Source organism: Ruegeria sp. HKCCD6157 (assembly GCF_013110685.1).
Taxonomy (GTDB): domain Bacteria; phylum Pseudomonadota; class Alphaproteobacteria; order Rhodobacterales; family Rhodobacteraceae; genus Ruegeria.
The window spans coordinates 229,557-246,493 of record NZ_WVRB01000002.1 but is presented as its reverse complement, the minus strand read 5'-3'; the positions used below and the strand labels follow the sequence as shown (position 1 = coordinate 246,493).

The window sequence follows — 16,937 nt, the reverse complement described above, 5'->3', positions numbered from 1 at the left end:
GATTCACTGCACCCAGATTTCAACCCGGCGGTTGACCTTGCGGCCCCACTCGGTGTCGTCACAGGCCATCGGCATTGCTTCGCCAAACCCTTCCGCGACCACCTCGATACTGTCTGATATCGATGTCTCGGCCGCGGCCAGAACCGCGTTTCGTACCGTCTGTGCACGTCGCAGGGCAATGCGGGCGTTGGCGGCGGCCCCGCCATCCCCGTCGCTGAAACCGGCAAACACCAGCTTGCGCGCCTTCAATATGCCGGCGTCAAGCATATGTGCCAGTTGCTGAATATTGGAACGTGACTGCGCATCCGGGCGGGATGATCCGGGTTCGAACCGAACCGACAGGGACAGGCGCGACAGCGGGCGCAGGGTTTCGATCATGCGCTGAAGCTCGTCCAGCCCAACTTCGGGCCCTCCGGTGGCGATGGCATTGGCAAGCCGGTCGCCCTGCACGCCAACCGGCAAGGTTTCGGGCGATTGATCCACGTAACCTGCGTCACGAATGGCCATCTGGGCCCCGGGGCTTAGGCTAAAGGCCAGAAACTGCCGTGCGATCCGTGGCAGGCGGCGTTCGGGCAGATACAGGAACATCGGCAGGTTCAGCGGATAATCTTCGGTCTTGATCGATTGACGGGAGGCGGCCAGCGGATGCCCACACCCTCCGGTCAACGGCAGGGCCCGGGTATCGCCGGCTGTCGCCTTGCTGGCGATTCCGATGGAAAACGGGTCCTTGGCCACGGCCTTGGTCAGATCGCTCGTTCGAATGTGGCGGTTTGCGGTATCGGTCAGTTCCACACCAGCGGTCTTCAATACCTGATCCTCGACAGCCTGCGCCAGCCCCGATCCCGGATCCGGCACATGCAATGCGATCGGAGCATCCGGCCCGCCCAGGTCCACCCAGTTCTTTACTTCGCCTGACAGAATGCGCGCCAAATCGGCCAGCGAAATCTGACGCATCACACTATCGGGTGCCACCACCGGAACCATGGCGTCCAATGCAACAACCCTGGATCGCCGGGCCCGTTTCAGATCACCCAGCCCCGCGGCTTCGGCTGCATCCCGCTCTGCCCCGCGTACTTCGCGCAGGGCCATCACGATATCTGTCTGATCCTCGATCAGCTTGGTGAAACCACGATCCGTGGTCCCGACGTCAAAATAGAACCGCGCCAACGGGGCGTCACGGCCTGACTGAAAAAGCTCATAGACGAAGGTGTCCGCATCCACGCGGGCAGGCGTTGCGGTCAGGCCTTCCTGCCGCGCAAACCCGATGATCAGGGCGGGCAGGACCGTCTCGGCCATGACAGACGATCCGGAAAACCGCAACTCGGCCACGAAATCCGTCAGGCTGGGGCACGCAGGTCCGTCGCAGGTGACGCCCGAGCCATCAACGGTCAACTCACCGAACTGCGTATCGACGCGGTAGAATTCGCCGTCAAAGCCCAGCAGGTTGCCTGTTACTTCGACCTTGCCGTCATGAGACGTCAGCGTGATGTCCTGCGCCATTGCACAGGTCGCACCTGCAACGGTAAACAGCGCGGTCACAGCCGCACGAAAGAAAGTCATAAGAGAGTCGAGCCTGCCTGCGGATTACTTTGCCGCAATTGTCAGGTCTGAGAGCAGATTATTCAACACCAGAAACTCACCGGCCTGTGAACAATCCGGCAGGGTCAGGGACATGTCGCGCGACCGCAGGCGGCTATCTGACAGAAGTTCCAGCGCCTGCACATTCAGCGTTTGCCCGCAGTTGGATTCGGTCACTTCGGCTTCGACCGTCAGGTCGATGCTGCCGGACCGATCCGACGCGCCTGTCGGAAAGGAATATACTTCGATATTCTTGGCACGACCCAGACCCGTCTGGCCCAGGCGCAGAACCTCTCCTGCACCATTTGCCGAGGAATCATCCCACACGTGGCCGCTGCTGCCATAGCTTGCCCCGAATTCCAGCGCGTGAATCTGCAACTCGGTATCACCCTGCCATTGCAGGACGACGCGGTCATATTCGGCAATGTCGGTCACGTGAGTGGTGGCGACCGTACCCGTTTCATCTTCGAACGAAATCAGGAAAATCGCGTATTCCGACAGTGCCGGGATGGTCATGTCCAAGGCGCCGGAATCGTCGGTGTTCTGGCTGACCGTCAGGCCGCTGTGATGAATTTCAACGCGTTCGTTTCGGTGGCAGGGTGCCCGAAGCGACAGCTGTGCCATGGCGCCGGGGACGGCGACGGCGCGCGCGCTGATGTTGCAATCCGTCGTTTTCGGTGCTGACGGAACTGCGCGGGGTTCGTGCGCTGCCGCCCCGGAATCTGCGTCAGACGCCGGAGCCGAAGTCAGTACGATAGCATCCAACCCCGACAAAACCGAAGATTGCTGAGATGCCGAGGCAACATCAACACTATCCCCCGCGTTCGCCGGCTGCGCGGTTGGTCCGTTCTGCATCAGGTAGCCTATGCCCAAAGCACAAGCGACCGTGCCGCACATGGTCACGTAGTTTCGAACTACAAACAAGACACCCTCCCCAGTTGAAGGAGCAAATCGCACATTCGCCACGAATCGCGGCCAATTTGTGGCCGCGAGACGAACACATTGTGGATTCGGCGGGTGACGTTAGGTCAGTCGGCCATGGCAGTGTTTGAACTTCTTGCCCGAACCACACGGGCACGGATCATTTCGCGACGGGTTGCCCCAGGTCGATGGGTCGCTTTCGTCGAACCCCGGAAGCGCATCACCCGAAGCCGCAGCCTCGGCCTTGGCTTCGGCCTGTTTCGCGGCCTTGTCCACGGCCTCCTGCGCCTGAGCCTGCTGCCCTGCCATCTGCGCCAGCATTTCTTTCTGTTCTTCTTCGGTCAGCGGGCGTACGCGCGACAATTGCTGTGTCACGGTCTCGCGCAGGGAATCCAGCATGCTTTCGAACAGCTGAAAGCTTTCGGTCTTGTATTCGTTCAGAGGATCGCGCTGGGCATAACCGCGGAACCCAACGACCGAGCGCAGATGTTCCAGGGTCAGCAGATGCTCGCGCCATTTGCTGTCGATGGTCTGAAGCAGAACCTGTTTTTCGATGTTGCGCATGTTTTCAGGGCCAAAGGCGACGGCCTTCTGGGCCATCATCTCATCCGCGGCCTTGATCAGACGTTCGCGCACCTGCTCGTCATCCACGCCTTCTTCGGCGGCCCAGTCCTGAACCGAGACGTCCATGTTCAGCTTGTCCTTTATCGCCTCGTGCAGACCCTCAGTATCCCACTGATCAGCATAGGATTTCGGCGGCATGTATTCGTCAATCAGGTCGTCAATCACCTGTTCGCGCATATCCGAGACGATCTCGGACAGGTCGTTCGCAGACATGATTTCGCGGCGCTGGCTGAAGATCACCTTCCGCTGGTCGTTCATCACGTCGTCGAACTTCAGAACGTTCTTGCGCATGTCAAAGTTACGTCCTTCGACCTTGGACTGCGCGCGTTCCAGCGACTTGTTCACCCAGGGGTGAATGATCGCCTCGCCTTCTTTCATGCCCAGCGTGGTCAATACCTTGTCCAGCCGTTCCGAGCCGAAGATGCGCATCAGGTCATCCTCGAGGCTCAGGTAAAATACCGTTCGGCCCGGGTCGCCCTGACGGCCGGAACGACCGCGCAGCTGGTTGTCGATCCGGCGGCTTTCGTGGCGTTCCGAGGCCATGACGTAAAGGCCGCCAGCAGCCAGAACCTTTTCTTTTTCTTCGGCGTGGCGTGCTTCTTCGGCGGCCCGCAGCTCGGACGGATCCGCGTCTGGATTCTCGGCAATCGCTTTCAGCACCTTCATCTCGACATTGCCGCCAAGCTGAATGTCGGTGCCGCGACCGGCCATGTTGGTGGCGATGGTTACCGCACCCAGACGACCGGCATCGGCAACGATCTGAGCCTCTTGTTCGTGCTGGCGAGCGTTCAGAACGTTGTGCTTGATACCTTCCTTCGTCAGCATCTGGCTGAGCAGTTCGGATTTTTCGATCGACGTGGTCCCCAGCAGAACCGGCTGGCCCTTTTCCTGCGCCTTTTTCGTCTCGGCGATCATCGCATTGTATTTTTCGGCGGCCGTACGATAGACCTGATCATCTTCGTCGATACGGGCAATCGGCAGGTTGGTCGGAACTTCGACCACGCCCAGACCGTAGATCTCGGCAAATTCTTCGGCTTCGGTCAACGCGGTGCCGGTCATGCCGCTCAGTTTGTCGTACAGGCGGAAATAGTTCTGGAATGTCACGCTTGCCAATGTGACGTTTTCCGGCTGGATCTGAACCTTTTCCTTGGCTTCGATCGCCTGATGCAGACCTTCGGACAGGCGACGCCCCGGCATCATGCGGCCGGTGAATTCATCGATCAGAACGACGTTGCCGTCGCGCACGATGTAATCCTTGTCGCGCTGGAACAGCTTGTGTGCACGCAGCGCCTGGTTGACGTGATGCACGACGGTGGTGCTTTCCGGATCATACAGGGAATGGCCTTCGGGAATCAGGCCGGCCTGAAGCAGCTGTGCCTCAAGAAATTCGTTGCCTTCATCGGTAAAGGTCACATTGCGCGATTTTTCGTCCAGGGTGTAATGATCATCGCTCAGCGTCGGGATCAGGGCATCAATGGCGGTGTACAGATCCGACCGGTCCTGCGCAGGACCCGAGATGATCAGCGGCGTCCGCGCTTCATCGATCAGGATCGAGTCGACCTCGTCCACAATCGCAAAGTTGTGATGCTTCTGGTAAACCTGCTCCAGATCCGCCTTCATGTTGTCGCGCAGATAGTCAAAGCCCAGCTCATTGTTGGTGGCATACGTGATGTCACAGGAATACGCTGCCAGTTTTTCCGCGTCGGGCTGGCCGGACCAGATCACACCAGTGGTCATGCCTACGGCCGCAAACACCTTGCCCATCCATTCCGCGTCACGTTTGGCCAGGTATTCGTTCACCGTGACGACATGCACGCCCTTGCCGGTCAGCGCGTTCAAATAGGCCGGGAAGGTGGCGACCAGAGTCTTGCCTTCGCCCGTCTTCATTTCCGAGATGTTGCCCTGATGCAGGAAAATGCCGCCCATCAGCTGCACGTCAAAGGCCCGCAGGCCAAGTGCGCGCTTGGCGCCTTCGCGTACGTTGGCAAAGGCCTCGGGTAGCAGGTCGTCCAGGCTTTCGCCATCCAGTGCGCGCTTGCGCAGGTCTTCGGTCTTGTCGATCAGACCTTGATCTGAAAGCTTTTCAAACTCTGGCTCCAGCGCATTGATCTTTTCGACCAGAGGGCGGGTCGCCTTGATCTTGCGGTCGTTCGGTGTTCCGAACACCTTTTTGGCGAGCGTTCCGAGTCCCAGCATGTTCACTCCAGAGGATCTGTTCTTTTCGTGGTTGCGACAGGCTTGCCCACCTTGCGCGCAACCCATAGATACGGGGGGTGAAAGGCGGCCCTGTCCAAGGCTTCAAAGCGATGTAAGCGGCAGGTTCCAGAGTGTCAACGCCGCGCCCTGTCGCGGCAAGAAAATAGGATGATTCAATGCCCAAAGGTCTCACTTTTCTGCCATCGCTGGCCCTGGCCGCCGTGATGGCCCTGCCGCTGGCCGCCGAAACCCAGCCGGATGCGTCGACCGTGGTCGCTCGGGTAAACGGGGATGAGATCACATTGGGTCACGTGATCGCCACCGTCGCTTCTCTGCCACCGCAATATCAGCAGGCGGAAGACGACGTGCTGTTCGATTTCGTTCTGGAACAGCTGATCCAGCAGCAATTGCTGGGACAGCAACAGGATGGCCTGAACAAGCAAAACGCGCTGACACTCGACAATGAAAAGCGGTCGCTTCAGGCGGTTCAGACGGTCGCGGCCCTGACCAACGATGTCGTCACGGAGGAAGCCATTCAGGCCGCTTACGATGCGCGTTTCAATGATTTTGCGGGTGAAGACGAATTCGACGCCAGCCATATTCTGGTGGAATCGGAAGAAGAAGCCAAAGCGCTCAAGGCACAGCTTGATGATGGCGCCGACTTTGCGGAACTTGCCCGAGAGAACTCGACCGGTCCGTCCGGCCCGAATGGTGGCGCGCTGGGATGGTTCGGAAAAGGCCAGATGGTACCTGAATTCGAGGCAGCAGTGATCGCGCTGGAAAAAGGGCAGGTGTCGGATCCGGTGCAAACTCAGTTTGGCTGGCATCTGGTCAAGCTGAACGACAAGCGCAAAACCGAAGCCCCCGAACTGGACGCGGTGCGCGATGAGCTGGCCCAAACGATCCAGCAAGAGGCCATCCAGGCGCGGATCGACGAATTGACGCAGCAGGCACAGATCGAACGCCCCGCGCTGGAAGGCGCAGGCCCCGAGATCATGCGCCAGCTGGACCTGATTCAGGAGTAAAGACCAGTGGCCACGATCACGAAGGTATCGCCGCTGGCGCCGGCGTCTTTCCCTGAACTGCCTGCGATTGACGGTGTGCGTTTTGCCACCGTCGAAGCGGGTGTGCGCTATCAGGGTCGCACGGATGTCATGCTGGCTGTTCTTGATCCGGGCACGTCGGTGGCGGGTGTCTTCACCCGCTCGGCCACCCGTGCGGCACCGGTTCTGGATTGTCAGGAGAAAATCGGTGGCCCCAGCGAGGGACCTGCGGCGATCCTTGTGAACTCGGGCAACGCCAACGCGTTCACCGGCCATTACGGCCAGACATCGGTTGCCGAGGTGACGCAGGCCGTTTCCAAATCGACCGGTGTCCCGGTCGAACGGGTCTTTACCTCGTCCACCGGTGTCATCGGTGAACCGCTGCCGCATGATCGCATCATCTCGCAGCTTGACGCGTTGAAATCCGGCCTCAGTCGCCATGCCATCGAAGACGCCGCGCGGGCGATCATGACGACGGACACGTTTCCCAAAGGGGCGAGCGCACAGGTCGAAATCGGCGGCAAAACAGTCTCTATTGCAGGGATTGCGAAGGGTTCCGGGATGATCGCGCCAGACATGGCGACGATGCTGGTCTATATCTTCACCGACGCACGGGTTGAGCAATCGGCGTTGCAGGAAATGCTGAGCGCGCAGACAGATCGCACCTTCAACTGCATCACTGTGGACAGCGATACCTCGACCTCGGACAGTCTGCTGCTGTGTGCGACGGGGTCTTCGGGCGTTGATGCCACCGGCGATGCCGCTTTTGCACGGGCTTTGGAAACGGTGATGCTGGACCTTGCGCAACAAGTGGTGCGTGACGGGGAAGGCGCCACGAAATTCGTGGAAATCCGCGTGACCGGAGCCGCCTCGGACGCTGATGCCAAGACCCACGGTCTGGCCATCGCCAACTCTCCTCTGGTGAAAACTGCCATTGCCGGTGAGGATCCGAACTGGGGCCGCATCGTCATGGCCATCGGCAAGTCGGGCGCGGCGGCCGATCGCGACAAGCTCAGCATTTCCTTCGGTGATATTCTTGTGGCCGAGAACGGCTGGGTCAGCCCGGATTATCGCGAGGAAGACGCCGCCGCCTATATGAAAGGTCAGGACCTCGTGATTGCGGTCGATCTGGGGCTGGGCGAGGGGAAATCCACCGTCTGGACCTGTGATCTGACCCACGGCTATATCGAGATCAACGCGGATTATCGCTCGTGAGAACCGTGTTAGTCTCTGCTGTCGCCCTGATCGACATAGAGGGCCGTGTGCTGCTGGCCCAACGCCCCGAAGGTAAATCCATGGCGGGTCTCTGGGAATTCCCCGGTGGCAAGATCGAGCCCGGCGAAACCCCCGAGGCCGCCCTGATCCGCGAGTTGCACGAGGAACTGGGCATCGACACCTGGGCCTCGTGCCTTGCACCGCTGACCTTTGCCAGTCACAGCTATGACGATTTCCACCTGCTGATGCCGCTGTTTGCCTGCCGCAAATGGCAGGGCATTCCGCAGTCCAAAGAAGGTCAGGCGTTGAAATGGGTGCGGGCGAATGACTTGCGGAACTATCCGATGCCGGCGGCGGATGTGCCGCTGATTCCGATTTTGCGGGATTGGTTGTAACAATTCGTAAGAATTGAGAAAACATCACGAAAAAGTTGACGCTGATCGTTCTCCTTGTCCTTAATCGGGGCAGCAGCGTTCCGGTCTGACCCGGCGACGCCGTTCCGGCCCGACCCGGGGCCGGATGGGGAGGAGAGATAGAATTGGCTCAGACGCAGTCGGGCGCCGAGGGGATGCACTCCCTTCCGGCGCTGCTACATCGCAATGCGACGCAGTTCGGGGATGCCCCGGCTTACCGCGAAAAGGAATTCGGGATCTGGCAATGCTGGACCTGGGCGGAAACGGCCGCCGAGATCCGCGCGCTGGCGCTGGGGTTCCTGGAGCTTGGCGTTGAAAAGGGTGACCACATCGCCGTAATCGGGCGCAACCGTCCGGCACATTACTGGTCAATGGTCGCGGCGCAGATGGTCGGTGCCATTCCGGTCCCTCTCTATCAAGACGCGGTTGCCGAAGAGATGGCCTATGTGCTGGAACATTGCGGGGCGAAATATGTCGTCTGCGGCGATCAGGAGCAGGTCGACAAGGTCATCGAGATTCAGGAAAACCTGCATCAGGTCAAACACATCCTCTATACCGACAAGCGCGGTATGCGGAAATACGACCACAGCCAGATGAATGCCCTTGACGACATCAAGGCCGAGGGCAGTGCCGGTCATGCGCGTTTCGACGCCGAACTGGACAGGCGCATCGGCGAGATCACCTATGACGACACCTGCGTGATGCTTTATACCTCGGGTACCACGGGCAAGCCCAAGGGCGTGGTGCTGTCGAACCGCAACGTGATCGAAAGCGCCAGGAATTCGGCCGAATTCGACCACCTGACCCGCAACGAAGATATCCTGTCCTATCTGCCGATGGCCTGGGTGGGGGATTTCATCTTTTCCATCGGTCAGGCTTATTGGTGCGGGTTCTGCGTGAACTGCCCCGAAAGCGCCGACACGATGATGACCGACCTGCGCGAGATCGGGCCGACCTATTTCTTCGCCCCGCCGCGCGTGTTCGAAACCCAGCTGACCAATGTGATGATCCGAATGGAGGATGCCAGCAAGCTCAAGCAGCGCATGTTCCACTACTTCATGGCGCATGCCAAGAAGGTCGGCGGTCGGTTGCTGGATGGCAAGCCGGTGAGCTTGGGTGACAAGGTGAAATATGCGCTGGGCAATCTGTTGGTTTACGGGCCGCTCAAAGACACGCTGGGATATGGGCGCTTTCGGGTGGGCTATACGGCGGGTGAGGCGATCGGGCCGGAGATCTTTGATTTCTATCGCTCTTTAGGCATCAACCTGAAACAGTTGTACGGCCAAACCGAGGCGACCGTGTTCATCACCGTCCAGCCCGACGGCGAGGTGCGCGCCGACACCGTTGGCGTCCCGGCCCCCGATGTCGAGATCAGGATCGACGACAAGGGCGAAATCCACTACCGCTCGCCCGGCGTTTTCGTCGAATATTTCAAGAATCCGGACTCGACCGCATCGACCAAGGACCCTGAAGGCTGGGTGGCCACGGGCGACGCAGGGTTCATCGAGGAAAGCTCGGGTCATCTGCGGATCATCGACCGCGCCAAGGACGTGGGCAAGATGTCCGACGGGTCGATGTTCGCGCCGAAATATGTCGAGAACAAGCTGAAGTTCTATCCCGATATTCTGGAGGCGGTGCTGTTCGGCAATGGCAAGGATCGCTGCGTGGCCTTCATCAATATCGATCTGACCGCGGTCGGCAACTGGGCCGAACGCAACAACGTGGCCTATGCCTCGTATCAGGAACTGGCGGGGCATCCGCGTGTGTTAGAGACGATCAAGGCCCATGTGGAAGAGGTGAACAAGTCGGTCGCCGCTGACGAGATGCTGTCGGGCTGTCAGGTGCACCGATTTGTGGTGCTGCACAAGGAACTGGATGCCGATGATGGCGAGATGACCCGGACCCGCAAGGTGCGGCGCGGGTTTGTCGAGGACAAGTTCAGCGACATCATTGCCGCGCTTTATGACGGGTCCAAGACGGTTTCGACCACGACCGAAGTGACCTATGAGGATGGTCGCAAGGGATCGATTTCGGCGACGCTGGAAATTGTCGATGCGCCGGTTGTTCCCGTCGCCCAACACAAGGTTGCCGCAGAATGAGGGCCGTACGAGCGCCGCTCGACCTGCGGTCATCGCCCCGCCCGCCGTCCCGTTTTCGCGCAAGTCAGGGAGTGACCGATGCTGGATAATTCCGAAGGATATGTCACCGAAGACGGTCGCAAGATCGGCGGTGTGGTGATGGAAATGAAGAACATCACTCTGCGCTTTGGCGGTGTGGTGGCGATCAAGGATATCTCGTTCGATATCCGCGAGGGCGAGATCCGCGCCATCATCGGGCCGAACGGCGCCGGGAAATCCTCGATGCTGAACGTGATCTCGGGCTTCTATGTTCCGCAGGAAGGCGAGGTCTGGTTCCATGGGTCCAGGCGCCCGCCGATGCGGCCTTTTGAAGTCGCCCAGCAGGGAATCGCGCGGACGTTTCAGAACATCGCCCTGTTCGAGGGTATGAGCGTTCTGGACAACGTGATGACGGGTCGTCTGAACTTTATGAAGACCAACATCCTCCAGCAGGCGATCTGGCGCGGCAAGGCCGAAGCGGAAGAGGTGCAAAACCGCGAGGCGGTCGAGAAGATCATCGACTTTCTTGAAATCCAGCACATTCGCAAGACGCCTGTGTCGCGCTTGCCGTATGGCCTGAAAAAGCGGGTCGAACTGGCGCGGGCGCTGGCGGCGGAGCCCAAGCTGCTGCTGTTGGATGAACCGATGGCGGGCATGAACGTCGAAGAGAAAGAGGACATGAGCCGCTTTATCCTGGACGTGAATGATGAGTTCGGGACCACGATTGCCCTGATCGAGCACGATATGGGCGTTGTGATGGATCTCAGCGACCGGGTGGTCGTGATGGATTACGGCAAGAAGATCGGCGACGGCACACCCGATGAGGTGCGCAACAACCAGGAAGTCATCGACGCCTATCTGGGGGTCAGCCATGATTAAGCTCTGGGCAGAATTGGGGAGGGGCTGGGATGCCTGAACAACTTATCTTCGCGATGGAGGTCATCCTCAATGGTCTGATGGCCGGGGTGCTCTATGCGCTGGTCGCGCTGGGCTTTGTGCTGATCTACAAGGCGTCCGGTATTTTCAATTATGCGCAAGGGGTTATGGCCCTGTTTGCGGCGATGACGCTGGTCGGGATCATGAATGGGCAAGTGCCGTTTGCCCATCTGATCAACGCGACTTTCGGCACCCATATCCATTATTTCGGGTGGAATGTGCCCGCGCTGTTCGCGATCATTCTGACGATGGGTGTGATGGTGTTGCTGGCCTGGGCCGTGCAGCGGTTCGTCATGCGCCATCTGGTGGGGCAGGAACCGATCATTCTGTTTATGGCGACCATTGGTCTGGCGTACTTCCTTGAAGGCGTGGCCGACCTGATGTGGGGGTCTGAAATCAAGACGCTGGATGTGGGTCTGCCGCAGGGCATCAATCTGTGGATTGACGAGACCACCTATAACATCTTCGACTACGGCTTCTTCATCGACAATCTGGACATCGTGGCAACGATCATTGCGGCGCTGTTGGTGGCCGCTCTGGTGGCGTTTAGCCAGTACACCAAGCAGGGCCGGGCCATGCGCGCGGTGGCGGATGACCATCAGGCGGCGCTGTCGGTGGGCATATCGCTGAACTTCATCTGGGTCATGGTCTGGTCGGTGGCCGGGTTCGTCGCTCTGGTAGCGGGCATCATGTGGGGCACCAAATCAGGCGTCCAGTTTTCACTGTCGCTGATCGCACTCAAGGCGCTGCCGGTGCTGATGCTGGGCGGGTTCACCTCGATCCCCGGTGCAATCGTGGGCGGTCTGATCATCGGCGTGGGTGAAAAGCTGTTCGAATTCGCAATCGGACCGATGGTCGGTGGCGCAACCGAGAACTGGTTTGCCTATGTGCTGGCGCTGATCTTCCTTGTGTTCAGGCCGCAGGGCCTGTTCGGAGAAAAGATCATCGAGAGGGTGTAGGGCATGACCAAGCTGATCGCCATCATCAACGTGATCGCATGGGCGGGTTTCTGGGCCTTTGGCTACATCGCTCTCACATCAGACGATCTGACCGAAGGCCAACTGACGATTGCAGCGATCCTGGCCTTTGCAGGGCTGATCATGGGGGTTCTGGCCTACTTGAAGCTGGTGCGCGCCTCAGAGGCGAGCGGATATGCCAAAGGGTCCAATCAATTGGACGCCGCAGCCCGGAATCGGGCGCAGGAACAATGGGGAAAGTAAGACATGTTCTATCGTGAGGCCGGAGATTTCAAAACCTCCTACGTGGATGACAGCCAGACTTTCCCGATCAAGTTCGATCGGTATCGGTACTATGTGGTGCTGGCGGTGGCCTTCGGGATCATTCCGTTCATCATCAACGACTATTGGGCCAATGCACTTCTGCTGCCCTTCCTGATCTATGCGATCGCGGCCATTGGGCTGAACATTCTTGTGGGGTATTGCGGGCAGGTCAGCCTGGGTACCGGGGGGTTCATGGCCGTTGGGGCCTATGCCTGCTACAAGCTGATGACCGCCTTTCCAGACGTGTCGATGTTCATCCACGTGATCATGGCCGGTGGCATCACTGCCATCGTGGGCGTGCTGTTCGGCTTGCCATCCTTGCGGATCAAGGGGTTTTATCTTGCGGTGGCGACGCTGGCGGCGCAGTTCTTTCTGGTCTGGCTGTTCAACCGGGTGCCGTGGTTCTACAACTACTCGGCTTCGGGGCAGATCAACGCGCCGGAACGGGATGTGTTCGGCATCATCATCACCGGTCCGAATGCATCGGCCTGGGCGACGTATATGTTCTGTCTGATTTTCCTGACCGTCTGCGCCATCGTTGCGCGCAACCTGACACGCGGTACGACAGGGCGGACATGGATGGCGATCCGCGACATGGACATCGCCGCCGAGATCATCGGGGTGAACCCTCTCAAGGCGAAACTGACCGCCTTTGCCGTAAGCTCGTTCTTCGTGGGTATTTCGGGTGCATTGCTTTTTGCAGTTTACCTCGGTGCAGTTGAAGCGGGCGAAGCTTTCGGGATTACAAAGTCGTTCTTAGTACTGTTCATGGTCATTATCGGCGGATTAGGGTCTATTTTCGGATCCTTTGCCGGGGCCGCTTTCCTGGTTTTGCTGCCGGTTGTCCTTAAAGTTGTTGGCGTCGACGTTCTGGGCTGGCCAACCGATATTGTTGCCCACCTCCAACTGGTGATTGTTGGTGCGCTGATCATTCTGTTCCTAATCCTCGAACCACACGGGCTGGCGCAGCTTTGGCGCGTGGCGAAGGAGAAACTCAGACTCTGGCCGTTCCCTCACTAAGGGGCAGGCCCAAGGAAAAGACGGGTGCGAAGCCCGAAACCCAACATCGGATCAATCAAGGGAGGACACACCCGATGAACAAGAAACTGGCAACCCTAGCGCTGGGCGCTGTGATGGCCGCAGGTCCGGCTGTGGCTGAGCTTGTATTTCCCTCAATGTCGTATCGAACTGGTCCATTCGCGGCTGGAGGCATCCCTTTTGCTGATGGCTATGAAGACTACTTCACCTTGCTCAATGAAAGGGATGGAGGAATTGGCGGGGAGAGAATATCCGTTCCAGAATGCGAAACTGCTTATAACACCGAAAAAGGTGTAGAGTGTTATGAGAGTTTGAAAGGTCAGGCACCTCTTGTGCTTCAACCGCTTTCGACTGGCATAACTTACCAGATCATTCCGAAGGCAACTGCAGACGGCATTCCCATCCATACTATGGGATACGGTAGAACATCAGCTAAGAACGGGAATGTATTTAGCCACGTTTTCAACTACCCGGTGAACTACTGGGATGGGGCATCGGTAGGGGTAAATCACTTCAAAGAAGTATCAGGCGGTTCTCTCGAAGGTAAGAAAATCATGCTGCTCTACTTCAATGGAGCATATGGAAAAGAACCGATACCGACTCTGGAAAAACTAGCTGAAATAGAAGGATTTGAGTTTTCTGCACTGGGAATCGACTATCCTGGTCAGGAGCAAAAATCACAGTGGTTGCAGGTACGAAGAGAGCGTCCTGATTTCGTTCTGTTCTGGGGATGGGGCGTAATGAACCAAGTTGCCGTGCAAGAGGCAGCCAATATTCGCTTCCCTATGGAAAACTTCATGGGGATTTGGTGGTCCGGCGCTGAAAATGATGTTCTCCCAGCTGGTGATGGCGCAAACGGCTACAAAGCCCTCCAATTCCATAATGTGGGGAGCGACTTCCCGGTTTTTGATGACCTCCAGAAATACGTAGTCGACTCTGGTAAAGCCGCAGGAGCCGGTGATCAAATTGGGACAGTACTATACAATCGCGGTGTTTATGCCGCATTCCTTGCTGCTGAGGCCGCCAAAGCCGCTCAGGAAGCCAACGGAACTTCAAGTATCACGCCTGCGATGATGCGAGATGCAATGGAAAATCTTGAGATCACAGCGGAAAAAATGGAAGCGGCAGGACTGCCGAACTTTGGGCCAGTATTTAAGGTGTCTTGTTCTAATCATGGAGGGGACGGGATGGCGGCCGTTAGTCAATGGGATTCCAGTACGAAGCAATGGAACTTGATCACGGACTTCGCACCATCTGACGCTGAAGTTGTGAACCCGTTGATTAAAGCGGACTCCGAAGCATTTGCCGCTGAAAACAATCTCCCAATAGATCGCTGCAACTAAAACAATTGAAAACCGGGGCGGCGGTTGCCGCCGTCCCGACCCCAACACTCGCAAGAGGACACGCGCTGATGCTTGATGCGGCACAAACCACTGACGTGCAGGCGGAAACCCTGCTTGAGGTCAACAATATCGAGGTGATCTACAACCACGTGATCCTCGTGCTGAAGGGCGTAAGCCTGAATGTGCCCAAAGGCGGTATCACGGCCTTGCTGGGGGGCAATGGCGCGGGCAAGACGACCACGCTCAAGGCGGTGTCGAACCTGCTGCATTCAGAACGCGGCGAGGTCACGAAAGGCACGATCAAATATCGTGGCCAGAACGTACACGAAAGCGATCCCGCCGTATTGGTTGAAAAAGGCGTGATTCAGGTGATGGAAGGCCGTCACTGTTTCGAACACCTGACGGTTGAAGAAAACCTGCTGACGGGCGCGTACACCCGCAAGGACGGCAGCGCAGCGATCCAGCAGGATCTGGAGCTGGTCTACAATTACTTTCCCCGCCTGAAAGAGCGCCGCCGCTCGCAGGCAGGTTATACGTCGGGTGGTGAACAGCAGATGGTCGCCATGGGCCGGGCACTGATGTCGCGCCCCGAGACAATCCTGCTGGACGAACCTTCGATGGGACTGGCGCCGCAGTTGGTCGAAGAAATTTTCGGTATCGTGAAGGATCTCAACGAGAAAGAGGGCGTTTCCTTCCTGTTGGCCGAGCAGAACACAAATGTTGCCCTTCGGTTCGCGCATTACGGATACATTTTGGAATCCGGGCGCGTTGTGATGGATGGCCCGGCCGCAGAACTGCGCGAGAATCCGGATGTCAAAGAATTCTACCTCGGCATGTCTGACGAAGGCCGCAAGAGTTTTCGCGATGTGCGGTCCTATCGTCGCCGCAAGAGGTGGCTGTGAGCGGATGGAGGATATCGCGATGACCTATTTCGACGCACTCGAAACACGCTCGGCGGACGAACGCGCTTCGGATCAGGCCGCAGCTCTGGTAGAGCAGATCAAGCGTGCTGCATCTGCACCCGGGTTTGCTGCACATTTTTCTGATTCAGACACTAACAAGGTGATTTCGGCAGATGATTTGCAGATGCTGCCGGTGCTGCGCAAGTCGGACCTGATCCGCGCGCAGGCGGAACGTCCCCCATTTGGCGGGTTCACCGTGAAGCCCGCGCGCCACTTTCATCACGTGTTCCAGTCCCCCGGGCCGATCTATGAACCGGGCAGTACCGATCACGACTGGTGGCGTATGGGCCGGTTCCTGCATGCCGCTGGTGTTGCAGCTGGCGATATTGTTCAGAACTGCTTTGGCTATCACCTGACGCCGGCCGGCATGATCTTTGAAAACGGTGCCCGCGCGGTTGGTGCTGCCGTTCTGCCGGCGGGAACCGGGCAGACCGAATTGCAGGTGACAGCCGCGCGTGACGTTGGTTGCACCGCCTATGCGGGCACTCCTGATTATCTGAAAGTCATCCTGGACAAGGCCGACGAGATGGGCGTTTCGCTGAATTTCTCCAAGGCCGCCGTGGGGGGTGGCGCGCTGTTCCCGTCCCTGCGGCAGGAATATGCGGATCGCGGTATTTCGTGCCTGCAATGCTATGCGACGGCGGATCTGGGTAACATTGCCTATGAAAGCGCCGCGATGGAAGGGATGATCATCGACGAACACGTGATCGTCGAAATCGTGACGCCCGGAACCGGAACGCCGGTCGAGCCGGGCGAGGTGGGCGAGGTTGTCGTGACTTCTCTCAACCCCGATTACCCGCTGATCCGCTTTGCGACAGGGGATCTTTCTGCCGTCATGCCGGGTGTCTCGCCCTGTGGCCGGACCAACACCCGGGTCAAAGGCTGGATGGGCCGCGCCGATCAGACCACCAAGATCAAGGGAATGTTCGTACGCCCGGAGCAGGTTGCGGCCCTGGTCGACAAGCATGAGGAAATCGTCAAGGCCCGCGTCATCGCAGCCCGCCAGGGTGAGATGGACACGATGACGGTCCGGATCGAAAGCCCACGCGGTGACGACCCGGCATACGCCAAGTCAGTGGCCGAAGTGTTGAAACTGAAAGGTGCGATCGAGGTCGTGGCACCCGGATCCCTTCCCAAGGACGGGGTGGTGATCGAGGATCAGCGCGTCTACGAATAGCGGTGTTTTTCAGATCTGCGGCAGTTTGTGCCGCAGATTTGTTGACCGATGCACTGGTGTTTCCGAGCTTTTTGGTCGATTAAAGGCGAACCCT

Annotated in this window: 14 protein-coding genes; 11 read left to right on the top strand and 3 right to left on the bottom strand. The window is 58.5% G+C overall.

Features of this window, described 5'->3' with window-relative positions:
- Positions 1 to 3: 3 nt before the first annotated feature.
- The 3 genes from GS612_RS11260 to secA all read right to left on the bottom strand — a co-directional run bounded on the left by GS612_RS11260 (position 4) and on the right by secA (position 5,319).
- A complete protein-coding gene (locus GS612_RS11260; RefSeq protein WP_171640353.1) occupies positions 4 to 1,560 on the bottom strand; it encodes a phosphate ABC transporter substrate-binding/OmpA family protein in 1,557 nt (518 codons plus the stop codon).
- A 24-nt stretch (positions 1,561 to 1,584) separates the two neighbouring features.
- Positions 1,585 to 2,502 carry a hypothetical protein gene (locus GS612_RS11255; RefSeq protein WP_171640351.1) on the bottom strand — a complete coding sequence of 306 codons (918 nt, stop codon included), beginning with the start codon at positions 2,500 to 2,502 and terminating at the stop codon, positions 1,585 to 1,587.
- 99 nt (positions 2,503 to 2,601) lie between these two features.
- The gene (secA, locus tag GS612_RS11250; protein ID WP_171640349.1) at positions 2,602 to 5,319 is read right to left on the bottom strand and encodes a preprotein translocase subunit SecA; all 2,718 of its coding nucleotides are present in this window, start codon (positions 5,317 to 5,319) and stop codon (positions 2,602 to 2,604) included.
- A gap of 176 nt (positions 5,320 to 5,495) precedes the next feature.
- Here secA and GS612_RS11245 point away from each other — a divergent pair, with 176 nt between their 5' ends.
- The 11 genes from GS612_RS11245 to GS612_RS11195 all read left to right on the top strand — a co-directional run bounded on the left by GS612_RS11245 (position 5,496) and on the right by GS612_RS11195 (position 16,843).
- A complete protein-coding gene (locus GS612_RS11245; protein ID WP_171640347.1) occupies positions 5,496 to 6,344 on the top strand; it encodes a peptidylprolyl isomerase in 849 nt (282 codons plus the stop codon).
- A gap of 6 nt (positions 6,345 to 6,350) precedes the next feature.
- Positions 6,351 to 7,577, top strand: coding sequence for a bifunctional glutamate N-acetyltransferase/amino-acid acetyltransferase ArgJ (argJ, locus tag GS612_RS11240; protein WP_171640345.1), 1,227 nt, complete (start codon positions 6,351 to 6,353; stop codon positions 7,575 to 7,577).
- Positions 7,574 to 7,972 carry an 8-oxo-dGTP diphosphatase MutT gene (mutT, locus tag GS612_RS11235; RefSeq protein ID WP_171640343.1) on the top strand — a complete coding sequence of 133 codons (399 nt, stop codon included), beginning with the start codon at positions 7,574 to 7,576 and terminating at the stop codon, positions 7,970 to 7,972. Before argJ ends, mutT begins: the two co-directional genes overlap by 4 nt.
- A gap of 173 nt (positions 7,973 to 8,145) precedes the next feature.
- A complete protein-coding gene (locus tag GS612_RS11230) occupies positions 8,146 to 10,089 on the top strand; it encodes an AMP-binding protein (RefSeq protein ID WP_171640555.1) in 1,944 nt (647 codons plus the stop codon).
- Between the two features lie 78 nt (positions 10,090 to 10,167).
- Positions 10,168 to 10,986 carry an ABC transporter ATP-binding protein gene (locus GS612_RS11225; protein ID WP_171116793.1) on the top strand — a complete coding sequence of 273 codons (819 nt, stop codon included), beginning with the start codon at positions 10,168 to 10,170 and terminating at the stop codon, positions 10,984 to 10,986.
- Positions 10,987 to 11,015: 29 nt separating this feature from the next.
- The gene (locus GS612_RS11220) at positions 11,016 to 12,002 is read left to right on the top strand and encodes a branched-chain amino acid ABC transporter permease (RefSeq protein ID WP_152459553.1); all 987 of its coding nucleotides are present in this window, start codon (positions 11,016 to 11,018) and stop codon (positions 12,000 to 12,002) included.
- 3 nt (positions 12,003 to 12,005) lie between these two features.
- Positions 12,006 to 12,263: a hypothetical protein gene (locus GS612_RS11215; protein ID WP_171230095.1), complete on the top strand. Its 258-nt coding sequence runs from the start codon at positions 12,006 to 12,008 to the stop codon at positions 12,261 to 12,263.
- A 3-nt stretch (positions 12,264 to 12,266) separates the two neighbouring features.
- A complete protein-coding gene (locus GS612_RS11210; protein ID WP_171640341.1) occupies positions 12,267 to 13,343 on the top strand; it encodes a branched-chain amino acid ABC transporter permease in 1,077 nt (358 codons plus the stop codon).
- Positions 13,344 to 13,417: 74 nt separating this feature from the next.
- On the top strand, positions 13,418 to 14,704 hold the full coding sequence (locus GS612_RS11205) for an ABC transporter substrate-binding protein (protein WP_171640339.1): 1,287 nt from the start codon (positions 13,418 to 13,420) through the stop codon (positions 14,702 to 14,704).
- A 68-nt stretch (positions 14,705 to 14,772) separates the two neighbouring features.
- Entirely contained in the window at positions 14,773 to 15,606 is an 834-nt protein-coding gene (locus GS612_RS11200) for an ABC transporter ATP-binding protein (protein WP_171640337.1), read from the top strand.
- Between the two features lie 19 nt (positions 15,607 to 15,625).
- Entirely contained in the window at positions 15,626 to 16,843 is a 1,218-nt protein-coding gene (locus tag GS612_RS11195) for a phenylacetate--CoA ligase family protein (protein ID WP_171640335.1), read from the top strand.
- Positions 16,844 to 16,937 lie beyond the last annotated feature (94 nt).

What these genes read in the sequence shown, in the direction of transcription:
- GS612_RS11230 (WP_171640555.1), top strand. Translation starts at nt 8,146, where the DNA reads ATGCACTCCCTTCCGGCGCTGCTACATCGCAATGCGACGCAGTTCGGG.
- secA (WP_171640349.1), bottom strand. Translation starts at nt 5,319, where the DNA reads ATGCTGGGACTCGGAACGCTCGCCAAAAAGGTGTTCGGAACACCGAAC.
- GS612_RS11225 (WP_171116793.1), top strand. Translation starts at nt 10,168, where the DNA reads ATGCTGGATAATTCCGAAGGATATGTCACCGAAGACGGTCGCAAGATC.
- GS612_RS11210 (WP_171640341.1), top strand. Translation starts at nt 12,267, where the DNA reads ATGTTCTATCGTGAGGCCGGAGATTTCAAAACCTCCTACGTGGATGAC.
- GS612_RS11220 (WP_152459553.1), top strand. Translation starts at nt 11,016, where the DNA reads ATGCCTGAACAACTTATCTTCGCGATGGAGGTCATCCTCAATGGTCTG.
- GS612_RS11260 (WP_171640353.1), bottom strand. Translation starts at nt 1,560, where the DNA reads ATGACTTTCTTTCGTGCGGCTGTGACCGCGCTGTTTACCGTTGCAGGT.
- GS612_RS11195 (WP_171640335.1), top strand. Translation starts at nt 15,626, where the DNA reads ATGACCTATTTCGACGCACTCGAAACACGCTCGGCGGACGAACGCGCT.
- GS612_RS11205 (WP_171640339.1), top strand. Translation starts at nt 13,418, where the DNA reads ATGAACAAGAAACTGGCAACCCTAGCGCTGGGCGCTGTGATGGCCGCA.
- GS612_RS11245 (WP_171640347.1), top strand. Translation starts at nt 5,496, where the DNA reads ATGCCCAAAGGTCTCACTTTTCTGCCATCGCTGGCCCTGGCCGCCGTG.
- GS612_RS11200 (WP_171640337.1), top strand. Translation starts at nt 14,773, where the DNA reads ATGCTTGATGCGGCACAAACCACTGACGTGCAGGCGGAAACCCTGCTT.
- GS612_RS11215 (WP_171230095.1), top strand. Translation starts at nt 12,006, where the DNA reads ATGACCAAGCTGATCGCCATCATCAACGTGATCGCATGGGCGGGTTTC.